Raw genomic sequence first — 14,504 nt, forward strand, 5'->3', positions numbered from 1 at the left:
ATCGCACGAGCAGGCCAACTGAGGGAGAGTTTCGCGTGAAAATGCCACCGATCGGCAAAAGCTGGGAAGACGTAAGGGAAATTCTCATCGAGCGCGGTTTAGGCGATGCCAAATGGCGCGATGGCAAGACTGCGGTCTATGTGTTTAATGCCGGACCGGAAGTCGCTGAAGTCCAGCATGAAGCATATTCACTTTACATGTCTGAAAACGGTTTAGGGCCGATAGCCTTCCCCTCGCTCGCGCAAATGGAGCGTGAGGTTATCGAAATGGCTTTATCGATTCTCCATGGCCCGGACGGTGCGACTGGTGCGATGACATCGGGCGGGACCGACAGCATTACGATGGCGATGAAGACGGCGCGTGATTATGCGCGGGCTACAAAATCGCGCTCTGGCACTGCGAATATCGTGCTTCCGCAATCTGCGCATCCGGCGTTCGATAAGGCGGCGCATTTGATGGATATTGAAGTGCGCCGTATCGCGCTCAAGGAGGATGGCAGCTATCAGGCTGATCCTGCGGCGATGGGCGAAGCCTGTGATGCGCAAACGATCATGATGGTCGGCTCTGCACCTAACTTTCCGCATGGTATTATCGATCCGATTGTGACTTTGGGCGAAGTCGCTGCGGCCAAGAATGTATGGCTTCATACCGATGCCTGTGTCGGCGGATATTTTGCACCATTTGCGCGGATGAATGGTGTGCCGGTCCCGCCATTTGATTTTGAAGTACTGGCAGTGCAATCGATCAGCGCGGATCTGCATAAGTATGGCTATGCTGCCAAGGGTGCCTCAACTGTGCTGTTCCGTTCGGAGGCGTTATACGAGCATATGCCATTCAACATGCGCGAATGGAGCGGGGCGCCGATGCTTACCCCTACATTAGCTGGCACGCGGCCCGGTGGCGCGATTTCTGCGGCATGGGCGGTTATGAATGTGCTGGGTGTTGAGGGTTATCGCGAAAAGCAGCGACTGGTCTGCGAAACGCGCGAACGGGCCGAGGCAGGGTTTAAGACGCTCGGGTTTGAGATCTTGGGCAGTCCGATATTAGGCCTGGTTGCGTTTCGTCATCCCGAGCATGACAATTTTGCAATTTATAGCGAGATGTACCGCCGGGGTTGGTTTACCTCGATCACAACACAGCCGCCAAGTTTGCATCTGATGCTCTCACCCAAACATACTGAAGTGATTGACGATTATATTGCTGATCTTGGCGAATGTACGAAGATCGTTGCTGATGGCGAGCAGGGTGCGAAAGTGGAAGCGCGTTACAGCTGATCGTTGCCGCGGTTGGCATTGGCTTCGCAGAGCTGCTGGACCGTATCGATGTCGGCAAGCAATTTGGGCACGATTGCGACTCTTGTTGCCGATAAGAGCATGTCCCTAGCGCCGGCACTCCCGTCCAATTTAACTAGCTTTGGAAATAGGGCGCGGCCAAACACCGCTGGTGGCGAAACCGCCGTGCCGCTGTCAGACGCAATTACCGCCGAGCTGTCATCTGATCTGAAGGTGTCGATCATCCGTTCACAATGAGTGATCGGAACAAATGGCATATCGGCGAGGCAGATCAGCAGTGCGTCGGCTGATCGTTCCATTGCAACTTCCGCTGCTGTCGCAACCGATGTCCCGAGCCCCTGAGTGGCATTCTCATTCACAGCGATTGCATAGCCCAAAGCGCGCCATTCATCGGCGCAAGGATGGTTGTCCGATGATGCGATCACTACGCGGCTGCCTGCATCCAATGGAGCAAGCGTCGCAGGGATATGCAGGCCCATCATCCGGCCTTCAAGCGGTTGGACCAGCTTGTCTGCATCCCCAAACCGCCGCGATTGACCGGCCGCCAATATGGCGAGGCAGATGTTTAGCTCGCTAGCGTGCGGCATCGCTGAAGTCTTGCCGGTGATACTCTTCGATCACATGGCCCAATGTTGATAGCGCCAGCGTGTCCGGATCGCGAGACGAGTGAAAGAGACCTATGGGAGCATGGATCGCATCAATCGCTTGCTCGCTGCATCCAAGCCCGCGCAGTGCTTCAGTCCTGAATGCATGTGCTTTGCGGCCACCCATCGCACCAAGATAAAAATGTGGCTGTTGCATGGCATGCGCCATCAAGGCGATTTCCCAATCATGGTCGTGGAACAGGAAAGTAATTGCCGTCCACGGATCGGTTGTAATCGGGGCAGTATCGGCTGGTGTGGCCAGTCGCGTGGTCGCGATATCGCCATTGCCGATGCTTTTGCGCAAGTCCTCATCGGGCGAGCAAACCTCGACGGTCAGGTCCATCTGCCGCGCAAGTTTGGCGAGCGATAAAACTGCAGCGCCATGCCCAACAATCATAAGTTTGGGCTCGGGCCAATGACCGATATTGGCGGTTCTGTTTGTTGGTCGATGTTCAGTTCTTCGCCATTCGGACGAGAAACTTGCTTCACCTGATTCCAGTTGAATCCGCAAAGAGAAGGGTGATCTAGCTTCTATAGCCGTCAGGCATTTTCCTATCAGGCTGGCATTCTTGAGCGGCAGGAAATGAATATCCAGCCCGCCGCCGCAGGGCAGTTTGATATCGATATAGCGTGACCCCGAACCGAACCGGACAGTCCGCGCTTTTGCCTCGTGAACAGCTTCAAGAGCCTCGGCAACGACTGCGCTTTCAATACATCCGCCGGATAGTGAGCCGACAAAACTGTCATCTTCGCACACGCCCATATGTGTGCCGGGCCCGCGCATGGAAGAACCCTCGACAGCGATAACAGTAACCAGAACTGCTGCCTGACCGGATGTCAGTCGCTCGTGCAGAAACGCAAATATGCGCCGGTTATCCAACGCGCCGCACTCTTATTCAGTCAGCGAAGCAAGATAGGTGGCAATCGCGGTGCGCTTCTCTGCATCGGCAACTGCGCCCGCAACCATAGTTGTTCCGGGGACTTTCTCGTTAGGATTGGCCAAGAATGCTTCGAGCTCCGCTTCAGTCCAAGTGAAGCCCGCACCGGCCATTGCGTCTGAGTAGGAGAAGTCAGCGAGTGTACCAGATTGACGGCCAACGATACCGAACAAGTTCGGTCCAGCTCCTGATTGTTCGCCTTGCTCGACTGCGTGGCAGGCCACACACGCGGCGAATGCTTTGCGGCCTGCGGTTACAAAGTCATCACCATCTGCGGTTTCAACCGCGGGAGCAGTTTCACCTGGTGTGCGAATTACGATTTGTTCGACAGGCTCTGGGGACTCAGAACTGCAAGCAGATAGCCCGAGTGTAGCGATTATCGTGATTAGAGCTAAACGTTTCATCGTCGGTATCCCGCTAAATCAAGCAAAGTGTTTTGCGATAGGTAATTCGCGAATGCGCTGCCCGTTCGCTGCAAAAATTGCATTGGTCACTGCTGCCGCTGCTGGCGGAAGTCCGGGTTCGCCCGCACCGCCGAGATTATCCGGCGCGCCGTTGATGATTTGCACTGCGATTTCGGGCGCATCATCCATCCGCATCATGTGATAATCGTGGAAATTGCTTTGCTCGACCGCGCCATTCTTGATGGTGATTTCATCATAGAGCGCAGCGGTCAGACCATAGACTATCCCGCTTTCCATCTGTGCGGCAAGCCCGTCAGGGTTCATCGCGAAGCCTGCATCGACGCAGCAATAGATTTTTACGACGCGAGGTTTGTCGCCGGTCATGTCGACTTCGGCCACTTCGGCAACGATGGATCCAAATGAGCGCGCGATTGCAATCCCGCGACCATGTCCTTCGGGCAATTCGCTGCCCCAATCGGCCATCTTCGCTGCGCCGTTCAGCACTGCCAAATGGCGCGGTGAATTCGCGAGCAATTCGCGGCGGAATTCGACAGGGTCTTTGCCTGCTTCATGCGCCAGTTCATCGACGAAGCTTTCTACGAAGAAGCCATGTTGGCTGTGTGCGACAGAGCGCCAGGCGCCAAGACGCAATGGTGGCTCGACCTCTGCGCCGCGAATGGCGACATTCGGGATATCGTAGAATTCCACCAACGGTGCCTCGGCTGGTTCGTCATCCGTGCAGTGGATGTTGTTCCAGCTGACCAACTTGCCATTCTCATCGAGACCGCCGGTGAAGCGGCTAATATCGGCGGGCCGGTAGAAGTCCTGAGCGGTGTCTTCCTCACGTGACCAGAGCATTTTGATTGGATAGCCTGTGGCTTTGGCCAAGCGCGCTGCCTGGTTGGCATATTCCGGAGTCAGACGGCGTCCGAAACCGCCGCCAAGGAAAACGGTGTGCATGGTCACATTGTCGGCGCTAACGCCTGCACCTTCTGCCGCACCGTCGCGCGACATCAAAGGCACTTGCGTGCCGGTCCAGATGTCGCATTTGCCATCACGCACCCATGCGGTGCAGTTCATCGGCTCCATCGTGGCGTGAGCCAAGAACGGGACGCGGTATTCGGCTTCGACCTTTTTTGCGGCGTTCGCGAAGGCATCACTTGCATCGCCATAATCGGCTTTGCTGCTGCCTCCGCTTTCTCCCGCTTCATCAAGCGCAGCTGCGTAGTTTGCGAACATCTGCTCGCTGTCGAGATCGTCGATCTCGGTTTCGGTGTAGGTTGTCTTGATCGTGTTGAGCGCCTGCTGTGCCTGCCAGTAGCTGTCCGCCACTACCGCCACGAAATCACCCATATTGAGGATCTGCAGAACACCGCCCATGCCCTTTGCCGTTGATGCATCGATTGACGCGACGCTCGATCCAACCACGGGAGGAGCTTTGACTGCAGCGTATCGAAGGTTCTCTCCCGCTGGGCCGCCATCAACGCCGAACATCGCGCTGCCATCGACCTTGAGCGGGATGTCCTTGCGCGGGGCTGCTGTGCCCATCAGCTTATATTCGTCAACGCTCTTAATTCGCGGCGCGTTTGGTAATTCTTGTTCGGCTGCTGCGGCCGCCAGGCTTGCATAGGTCGCGGTTTTGCCCGAGCTACCATGCGTCAGCACGCCGTCTGCGGTTGTGATCTCACCAGCAGGCACACCCCATTCTTTCGCTGCAGCCGCGACGAGCATCTCCCGCGCTGCGGCGCCGGCGATCCGCATACCGTTCTGGCCGGTTGCACGGACCGACGAGCTGCCACCGGTGATGTAAGCGCTGGCAAGCTTGGCGACTTGGGTGAACAGGCCATCATAAGTCGGTTCCATGAAGCCGACTGCGTTGGGTTTGTCTGGCAGCGTGCCGGGGCCAACAAACATACGCGCAGCGTGCTGCGACACATAATTACCGTCTGCCGGTGCATCCATTACCCGGACGTTGTCCCAACTGACATCCATCTCGTCAGCAAGCATTTGCGCGATGGTGGAGTTCGCACCTTGCCCCATCTCGCAATGCGGAACGATCGCAGTGACGATATTGTCAGCGTCAATTTTCACCCAGCTATTGACCAAAGCTTCGCCGTCACCGGGCGCGACAATCGGTTTCAATTTGCCGATCGGATTGCCGGTTCGAACGGCAACGCCAATAACCAGCGCGCCGCCAGTTAATACGCCCGCACCGATAAAACCGCGCCGAGTCCACTTGGCCGCTAGGCTGCGTTCTGGCTTGTTCTGTTCTGCATCGCTCATGCTGAGGCCTCCTCAGCAATATCCGCTCCAGTCGCTGTCTCCAGTCCGGCAGCGACTTTAATGGCCTTGCGAATGCGGCCATACATGCCGCAGCGGCATACATTGCCGCTCATATATGCGTTAATCTGTTCGTCAGTCGGGCGGGGTGTTTGGCGGAGCAATGCAGTGGCCGACATGATCTGGCCAGACTGGCAATATCCGCATTGCGGCACTTGCTCGCTGATCCATGCCTGTTGGACTTTGCTCAGCGTGCCATCAGGATCGGCGATCCCTTCGATAGTTGTGATTTCTTTGCCTTCTGCGGCGGAGATGGGGGTTGAACAACTGCGGATCGGTTCGCCATCCAGATGCATCGTACAAGCACCGCATTGGGCAATGCCACAACCGAATTTGGTGCCGGTCATGCCGAGCTGTTCACGCACTGCCCAGAGAAGCGGCATTGCCGGATCGACATCGATATCCTCAGCCTTACCGTTGACGCTGATCTTGACCATTCCTGCACACCTTTTCCACGGCGATCCATCGCCATAAAGTTTCTAGTCGCAACCTAACGCAGTTTCGCGGTGAGGCAAAGGATGGTGTTTGGGCACCGTCCTTACATTGCTTTGGCAGGGCAATAGCGGCTCAGATAGTCACCATGTCCGGGCATGTTCTGCACGAGGAAACGGATCGACTTTTCGATCTCGTCCAGTTCCTGTTTGGTTTTTGCGTCATGCAAGGCATCCGACATTACGTTGTGCCCTTGCATTTCGATACCTTGGCCCATCATAACGGCTGCCCAGCTTGTCTCGGTAAACAGCTCGTCATCTTCCCGGAAAATCTGGCCGTTCAGGCGGAACAGATCCATCTTCTCCTTCAGGCTATCGGGCACGTCCATGGTCCGGCAGTAATTCCAGAAGTCAGAATCGTCGCGGCTGGTGGCTTTATAATGCAAGATCAGGAAGTCGCGGATCTTGTCATATTCCTTGCCGGTCAGCCGATTGAAGGCGTCTTCCTGTGTTTGCGTGACTGAATCGAGCGACAACAAAGACACGAGTTTGTTGATGCCGGTATTGATCAGATGGATTGATGTGGACTCAAGCGGTTCCATAAAGCCAGCGGCCAGCCCAAGCGCGACAACGTTCTTGTTCCAGAATTTCTTCCGCCGCCCTGTAACAAAGCGCAGGAAGTTTGGATCAGCAGTCGGCTTGCCTGCCATGTTGCCGACGAGGATATCATGCGCCTCATCAGCTTCCATAAACTCGCTACAATAAACATGGCCGTTGCCATTGCGGTGCTGCAGCGGGACTTGCCATTGCCAGCCAGCCGAATGCGCAGTGGCCTTGGTAAAGGGTGGGGGCGGACTGCCATCATCGCGGTTGCAGGGCAGTGCGACCGCGCGGTTGCAAGGCAGATAATGCGACCAATCTTCATAGCCGGTCTCAAGCGTCTGCTCGATCAACAAGCCTCGGAATCCTGAGCAATCGACGAAGAAGTCGCCTTCCAAAACTTGGCCATCATCCATTGTCACAGAACTGACGAAGCCGTTCGCGCTGTCCAACGCGACATCCGCAACGCGGCCTTCGCGCCGGACCACGCCACGCTTTTCCGAGTAGCCGCGCAGATATTGCGCATAGCGAGTAGCATCGATGTGATAGGCGTAATTCATCGGCGGCAAATCATCGCGCTGATAATCTTCGGTGCGCGCAAACTTGCCGAAATGCGCCGCCATGGTTTCCAGATTGAAGACCTGGATCGGTCGCTTGTCGCCCTGTTGGCGATGGCTGTGCCAGATATGGTGGAAAGAATTGCCATCAATCTCGTACCCGTAATTGCCGAACGGGTGAATGTAGCTGTCGCCTTGCTTGCCCCAGTTTGAGAACTGGATGCCAAGCTTGAAAGTGCCCTGCGTTTCGGCAAGCATTTCGCGCTCGTCAATTTCGAGCAGCCGATTGAAATCGACAAATGGTGGGATAGTCGCTTCGCCAACGCCGACTGTTCCGATCTGCTCGGACTCGATCAGTGTGATATCGACATCATGCCCTTTCTTGACGTGAGAGAGCGCGGCAGCGGCCATCCATCCGGCGGTTCCGCCGCCTACGATTACTATCCTCTTGATTGCCATCGATGTTCTCTCAATCTTGGTTTGGCGGTCGCGTTATAACGGCCCTCGTAGTGGTAATTGTATCTATCGTGCAACAGTGCCGACAAAAGCTATCCGTTTGTTGCTACGTACACTGCGCCGTCGTTCGAAAGTCACATTTACGTGACGTGGAAATGACAATGGGCCGGTTGGCCTCTCGGAATATTTATAGTGAATATTCACAACAGCTTATCTCTCATTTCAAGCGGCGTTCCAATGCTGATTGGACCGCATTATTGCCAACCATGATAGAGCAAAATCTGCAAATTGTGAACGTTCATTTAGTTCTTGTGAACGCTCACAATTTGAGTTAGGCAGTGGTCATATTCGAGCATAAAACGTGCTGTTTAGACGATTCGGGAGGGTTCTTTGTCTAACCAAAACCAACTTTTTGACGTTCGTACACCGTGGCAGTTGACCGGCCGCATGAAAGCGCTGGGCACTGCATCTAGCCTTGCGCTGTGCATGACGATGGCAACGCCAGCCTGGGCCCAAGACGCCGATCCCGAAGCACCGGAGTCGGAAGAGATCGCTGCGGATGATGTGATCGTAGTTTCAGGCTTCCGTGCTTCGCTTAAGAATGCGCAGGACTTCAAAGAGAACGCCGACACGTTTGTTGATGTGATCACTTCAGAAGATATCGGCGCGCTACCTGACCGTTCGGTTGCTGAGGCACTCCAGCGTGTTCCTGGCGTTAACATCAGCCGGTTCGAGCAGCGCGACGATCCTGATCGCTTCTCGGTCGAAGGATCCGGCGTTATCATTCGGGGTCTCGATTTTGTTCGGTCTGAACTGAACGGACGGGACATCTTCTCCGCAAATGGCGGTCGTCAGCTAAGCTTCAACGATGTGTCGCCTGAGCTTCTTGGCCGGGTTGAAGTCTTCAAGAACGTAACCTCTGATATGATTGAAGGCGGCCTTTCAGGCACTGTCAATCTTGTTACGCGCAAGCCGCTCGACACCAACGGTTTCAAAATCGCCGGTACGATTGAGGGCAATATTGGTGACTTGGCAGAAGAATGGTCACCAGGCTTCTCGATCCTGGCATCGAACACTTTCGACACAAATATTGGTACATTCGGGCTGCAGCTCGCTTACGCCCAATCGGAACTGGTGACGCGTACCGACGCATCGCAAATTACTGACCCTTGCTATCGCGCCGATACACTGGATGGCCCGTGTTTCCGCGTTCGTGCAGTCGGGTCGGGCGGCTTTTCCGGTGGAGCGAACTTTGACGCAACCACATTCCCGCCGGCAGGCGCGGTCTTTGTGCCCAAGGGTGCAGGTGTCCGTACGACCGATCTGACGCGTGACCGGAATGCATTCTCCGCTGTCGGTCAGTGGGAGAGCCTTGATGGCGCAGCTCTGGTGACTGTGGAGTATCTGCGCGCTGAAACAGATGCCACGCTAAACGAATTTTCGGCTCTGGCGCTGGTCAATGACGATGGACTGTTCCCCACAATCGTTCCGGGCACCACGCCGACCTTTAATGGCAACCAGTTCGTGTCGGGCTTCCTGACCCAGAACCAGCCATTTACCGGCGGTTCCGGCATCCCGACCGAGATGCTTCGCTTCCAGCGCGAAGATGAAGCCATGACCGAAGACTTCTCGATCGATATCGAGCTGGCTCCGAGCGATCGCTTGCGGTTCAATGTTGAATTGCAGCACATTAGGTCCGACCGGACCGAGAATGGCTTCATCGGCGCCATGCAGACTTACACAGATCTGTTCATCGATAACTCTGGTGAGACGCCTCTGGTCCAGTTCTTCGAGCCTGGTCAAAGCCAAGTCGCATCCGATCCTGCGTACTTTAACAACCCTGCGCGGAGCCTTTATTGGTTCTTGATCGACAATCAGGTTGCCAATGAGGGCGAGCTGACCAGCATGAAATTCGATGCTGAATATGACGTCAGCGACGATGGCTTTTTCAAGAAAGCACGCTTCGGTGCGCGCTGGTCTGACCGCAATCGTGTGACGCGCAACGCCAACTTCTCGAACTGGGGCAATTTGGGCGCCCCATGGACTGGCCGCGGCGGCAACTGGAATTGCCAAGACTTCCAGGCATTCGGTTGTGGTGGTGCATATGCGTTCGACTTCCCGAATTCTTCCGAAGTCCGTAATCCATTCGGTGACGGCTTCCAGCGTGGCAATGCGCCAACACCATTCGGCGATGGCTCTACCTTCTTCTTTGGTGGTGACGATCTTGTCGGCGACTATCTTGCCGGTGACATTGAAACGCAGGCGAATGCAATCACTGCGTTCACGCTGACGCCAAACGCTTGGTTCCCAATCACTGCACGTAATAACAACGTGCCGGGCGGTGTATGGAACGCGGGCGAAATTTCGGACGTCGACGAAAGCACGTTTGCTGCTTATGCGCGGGCTGATTTTGGCGCCGAGTTCGGTTCGGTTATGCTCGAAGGCAACATCGGCCTACGTTACGTTAAGACGACTGTTCAAAGCGGTGGGTCAATCACCTTCCCGACCGGGCAGGGCTTTGGGGATGGCAATAACGTTGTAACTGTAGCTGAGTTGCAAGCGAGTTGCGGAATGGTCCAGCCAGGGCAGATCGCACCGGGCTATTGCAGTCTATCAGCCGCACGACTGGCTGAGTTCGGCTCAATCTTCACTGGCGAGGAGATCCTCGACAATGCGGACATAACTTATGAAAACTGGCTGCCAAGCTTCAACGCAAAGCTTGATTTTGGCGGCGGCATTCTGGTTCGTGGCGCCGTATCGAAGGGCATTTCACGCCCGGACTTGGCGCTCTATCGGACGGGCGGTGGTATCTTTGATAACACAACCGCTCTGCGTCAGGCTGGTACTTTGGACACTGGCCCGTTGTTCGCCATCAATACCGGGAATCGAAATCTTGGCCCGACTGAGGCTTGGAACTACGACCTGTCGTTCGAATGGTATTGGGCCGATGTCGGCTCGCTGACCATTTCTGGGTTCCTCAAGGACATCTCTGGAATCGTAAACGGTGGCGCCGATGTGCGGACATTTACTAGCCCGACGAACGGGGCAAGCACCGACATCTTGTTCAACACGCCAACCAACAGCGATGGAGGCACGCTGAAAGGTGTCGAGGTCGCCTATCAGCAAGTCTATGACTTCCTGCCGGGACCGCTTGATGGATTGGGTTCGCAGCTGACCTACACTTATGTCGATGGCGGCGCGTTCAACAACTCTAATTTGGGTGCGGAGCAAAGTCCGTTTGCAGGCGATCTGCCGCTAGCAGGTGTGTCGAAACATACGGTCAATGCGACTGTCTTCTACGAGAAAGGTCCGTTTTCGGCACGTGCGTCGTATAATTGGCGGTCCGAGTTCTTGCAGACCCCGCGTGATGTGATCTTCCCGTTCTCGCCAATTTATGGCGAGGCAACCGGCCAACTCGACGCATCGATCTTTGTTGAAGTCGTCGACGGTATCAAGGTCGGTGTGCAGGGTGTGAACTTGCTCGACGAGGTTACGCAGACTTCGCAAGTGATTGACTTCGATGGCACGCGGGTACGGCGCTCTGCCTTCCGCAATGACCGCCGCTTCACATTCTTGGCGCGCTTTGATTTCTAAAGCGGCCGAGAGAACGCGCTAGGAACAGGCGGGCTCTTGTCGCAAGGCAAGGGCCCGCTTTTCGTTTAAGCGCAGTAGCTCTAGACTCAAGTGCATGACCGACCAGTTGAAACCTATTCCAGAGATTGATCGACCAAGCGTCGAGCAGTTCCAGCGCGATATCTACTTCAACGCGCAGCCTGTGGTGATGCGCGGGATTGCGATCGATCTGGAGCCAGTAAGGGCAGCTTCGCAATCGCCGGAAGCGTTGAATGCTTGGCTCAAGGGAGCAGTAGGCCAGCGCGATGTCGGGATTATGGCGGCGAAGTCTGCAGCAGACTCAACCTTTCATTACGAAGATGACCTGATCGATGTGAACTTCGATCGTGATACGATGGACTTTGGCGCATTTATCGATGCGATTATGGCGCCGGTCGAGGGCGATACCAGTAGTCTATATCTGCAGGGAACGGAGGCCTCGAACCTTTCCGAAGGGCTGCGCTCTGCTTTGCGATTACCCTATGCACCCGCGTCGTCCGAACCGAGCGTTTGGATGGGCAACAAGACCACCGCACAAACCCATTTCGATTTGTCGCAGAACATTGCGTTGGTTATCAGCGGCCAACGCCGCTTCACTTTGTTTCCGCCCGAACAGGTCGCCAATCTCTATATGTCGCCGGTTGAAACTGCGCCTTGCGGTACACCGATTAGCATGGCGCGGCTTGACCGGCCCGACTTCCTAAAACATCCGCGTTTTCGCGAGGCGTTGGAGCATGCAGTGGTTGCTGATCTCGAACCGGGCGATGCGATCTTCATTCCATATATGTGGTGGCATCAGGTGCAGGCCAGTGGCCCGCTCAACATGCTCGTGAATTATTGGTGGAACGAATATGATGATTTCGGATCGCCGATGTTCGCCATGCTGCATGCAGTGATGACCGTGCGCGACATGCCGCCTGCAATGCGCTCTGCCTGGAAGGCTATGTTTGATCATTTCGTCTTCGGTGGGGACGATGATGGAGGCGCTCGCTCAATGGACCATATGCCGATCCAATCGCGGGGCGGACTGGGCCCGATCTCGCCTAACATGCGGCCGCATTTATGGCGCGGTATCGCGTCGGGCATCGCCCCGCATCTCGCACCACCTGGCTCGAAACCACGATAGGAATTTCATGATGATCCGATCTGCATCTGCTACCTTGCTGCTGGTCGCCGCGCTTGCAGCTTCCGCCTGCGGCGAAAGTGCTACAAATGCAGATGGCGTGACAGTCAAAGAAGACGGCCTCATTGTGCATGGAACCGTCGGTAGCGAAATCCATACGCCCGATGAGGCCGCGGGTTGGACAAAGGTTTGGTCCGACGAATTTGACGGCGATCAGATCGACTCTGCCAAGTGGGACTACGACGTGGATTGCTGGGGTGGCGGCAATGAAGAACGCCAATGCTATACCGCGCGACCGGAGAATTCCGCGCTTCGTGATGGCAAGCTGGTGATCACAGCACGCAAGGAAGAGATGACCGGCGCGGCCTTTCCGCCTCATATGCGCAGTACGAATGAAGCCGCCACGGCGACCGCGACCAAACCTTATACCTCGGCGCGATTGGTAACCCGCGGCAAAGCGTCTTGGACCTACGGGTGGATCGAAATTCGCGCGAAGTTGCCACAGGGGCAGGGCACTTGGCCAGCGATCTGGATGCTCCCCGAACGCAACGATTACGGCACATGGGCAGCGTCGGGCGAGATCGATATATTGGAGGCGGTCAATCTCGGCATTCCCTGCGAAAAGTGCGAGGGCGGGCGCGAGAATACTATTCTAGGCACGCTGCATTTCGGGGGCGAATGGCCCGATAACCGGTTTACAAGCACAGAGATTGCGCAGCCCGGCTCGCTCGATGACTTCCACACCTACAGCGTAATCTGGAGCGAGGGCCAATTCACTTGGCTGATTGATGGTAAGGTCTACGCCACAAAGACTGCCGACGAATGGTCAAGTGCCGGCTCTGATGGCGCGAATGCACCTTTCGATAAACCTTTCCACTTGATCCTGAATCTGGCGATTGGCGGCGGGTTGCCCGAGGGACGCGGCCTTGGCGGTGTGTCTGACGAAGGCTTCCCGAAAGAATTCGCAATTGACTGGGTTCGGGTTTGGCAATGCGAATCCGATCCTGTTAGGGGTAACGCATGTCCGATTGAGGAGGACAAATAAGCAATGGCGCGCGTTCGTCAGGCAGTAACGATCAAACACGTGGCTGCGGATGCGGGGGTTTCCCTGCAAACGGTCAGCCGCGTCATCAATAAAGAGCCCAATGTTCGCCCGCAAATGCAGGAGCGGGTGCAGGCTTCGATCGACAAGCTCGGTTATGTGCCGTCACTGGCTGCGCAGCGGATGAGCGGTTCGCGCTCTTATCTGATCCTTGCTCTCAACGATCGCGAGCGGACCATTGCCGATTGGCGCGCACGCGAGGGCAGCGATTGGGTTGACCAAATGCTGCTGGGCGGAATGCTCAAATGCGCCGAGTTTGGCTACCGGATGATGTTCGAACTGGTCGACACCCACAATGATCATGTCGAGCGCGAACTAACTGCTGCGATCACGGCATTGCAGCCCGACGGCGTAATCTTGACACCGCCGCACTCGGACAATCCACTGATTGTGAGCCTGCTCGACAAGCACAAGATTCCCTTCGCGCGGATCGGGTCTGCGGGTTGGGCGGTGGGTATCCCGCTGACTATGGGCGACGAGCAAGCCGGAGCCGATGCCACCCAGCATCTCATCGATCTGGGTCATGAGAAAGTCGCGTTCATCTCGGGGCCGGACGAGTATATTCTGAGCAGCTGGCGCAAGACCGGCTGGCAACGCGCGATGGCGGATTTTGGATATTCTACCGACAATCTTCTGGCGAACGGCGACTTTAGCTTTGAGTCCGGCCGGGAATCAGCTTTGCAATTGCTGGACAAAGCGGCTCGTCCGACGGCGATTGTTGCAAGCAATGACCAAATGGCGTTGGCTTGTCTCGAAGTTGCTCGCGAAAAAGGACTGATTGTACCGGATGATCTGTCTGTGGTTAGCTTCGATAATACGCCGATTGTAGCACTGAGCGACCCGCCACTGACAGCCGTTGATCAGCCCATTGCCGAGACGACTTCGCAAGCGGTTGAACTTATCATCGCGGCCAAAAATGGCAATGAGAAGCCGGATGGGCCGATTGTCGTGCCAGCCGGTTTTGTTGTGCGCAGTTCCACCGCACCGCCGCGCGGCTAAGTATAG

11 protein-coding genes are annotated in these 14,504 nt (G+C 55.9%); 5 read left to right on the plus strand and 6 right to left on the minus strand.

Translation table 11 applies throughout. The features are described 5' to 3' along the window. Window positions 1–41 precede the first annotated feature (41 nt). A complete protein-coding gene (locus J9777_RS13945) occupies window positions 42–1,274 on the plus strand; it encodes an aspartate aminotransferase family protein (protein ID WP_245228818.1) in 1,233 nt (410 codons plus the stop codon). Here J9777_RS13945 and J9777_RS13950 read toward each other — a convergent pair. The 6 genes from J9777_RS13950 to J9777_RS13975 form a co-directional block, all read right to left on the minus strand. Beyond that, window positions 1,265–1,879: a nucleotidyltransferase family protein gene (locus J9777_RS13950; RefSeq protein ID WP_209349398.1), complete on the minus strand. Its 615-nt coding sequence runs from the start codon at window positions 1,877–1,879 to the stop codon at window positions 1,265–1,267. The two genes, J9777_RS13945 and J9777_RS13950, sit on opposite strands and share 10 nt — an antisense overlap. After that, window positions 1,866–2,816, minus strand: a complete 951-nt coding sequence (locus J9777_RS13955) for an XdhC family protein (protein WP_245228753.1) — start codon at window positions 2,814–2,816, stop codon at window positions 1,866–1,868. Before J9777_RS13955 ends, J9777_RS13950 begins: the two co-directional genes overlap by 14 nt. 12 nt (window positions 2,817–2,828) lie before the next feature. After that, the gene (locus J9777_RS13960; RefSeq protein WP_209349399.1) at window positions 2,829–3,278 is read right to left on the minus strand and encodes a c-type cytochrome; all 450 of its coding nucleotides are present in this window, start codon (window positions 3,276–3,278) and stop codon (window positions 2,829–2,831) included. Window positions 3,279–3,296: 18 nt separating this feature from the next. Continuing rightward, a complete protein-coding gene (locus J9777_RS13965; protein ID WP_209349400.1) occupies window positions 3,297–5,561 on the minus strand; it encodes a molybdopterin cofactor-binding domain-containing protein in 2,265 nt (754 codons plus the stop codon). Further along, entirely contained in the window at window positions 5,558–6,055 is a 498-nt protein-coding gene (locus J9777_RS13970) for a (2Fe-2S)-binding protein (RefSeq protein WP_209349401.1), read from the minus strand. Before J9777_RS13970 ends, J9777_RS13965 begins: the two co-directional genes overlap by 4 nt. 101 nt (window positions 6,056–6,156) lie before the next feature. Beyond that, a complete protein-coding gene (locus tag J9777_RS13975; protein WP_209349402.1) occupies window positions 6,157–7,665 on the minus strand; it encodes a tryptophan halogenase family protein in 1,509 nt (502 codons plus the stop codon). Window positions 7,666–8,052: 387 nt separating this feature from the next. Here J9777_RS13975 and J9777_RS13980 point away from each other — a divergent pair, with 387 nt between their 5' ends. The 4 genes from J9777_RS13980 (at window position 8,053) to J9777_RS13995 (ending at window position 14,498) form a co-directional block, all read left to right on the plus strand. Continuing rightward, window positions 8,053–11,256, plus strand: coding sequence for a TonB-dependent receptor (locus J9777_RS13980; RefSeq protein ID WP_245228754.1), 3,204 nt, complete (start codon window positions 8,053–8,055; stop codon window positions 11,254–11,256). 94 nt (window positions 11,257–11,350) lie between these two features. Continuing rightward, a complete protein-coding gene (locus J9777_RS13985) occupies window positions 11,351–12,400 on the plus strand; it encodes a cupin-like domain-containing protein (protein ID WP_209349403.1) in 1,050 nt (349 codons plus the stop codon). A gap of 7 nt (window positions 12,401–12,407) precedes the next feature. Continuing rightward, window positions 12,408–13,442 carry a glycoside hydrolase family 16 protein gene (locus J9777_RS13990; protein WP_245228755.1) on the plus strand — a complete coding sequence of 345 codons (1,035 nt, stop codon included), beginning with the start codon at window positions 12,408–12,410 and terminating at the stop codon, window positions 13,440–13,442. A 3-nt stretch (window positions 13,443–13,445) separates the two neighbouring features. Further along, window positions 13,446–14,498 carry a LacI family DNA-binding transcriptional regulator gene (locus J9777_RS13995; protein WP_209349404.1) on the plus strand — a complete coding sequence of 351 codons (1,053 nt, stop codon included), beginning with the start codon at window positions 13,446–13,448 and terminating at the stop codon, window positions 14,496–14,498. Window positions 14,499–14,504: the final 6 nt, after the last annotated feature.

Source organism: Pontixanthobacter sp. CEM42 (genome assembly GCF_017812015.1).
Lineage (GTDB): Bacteria > Pseudomonadota > Alphaproteobacteria > Sphingomonadales > Sphingomonadaceae > Pontixanthobacter.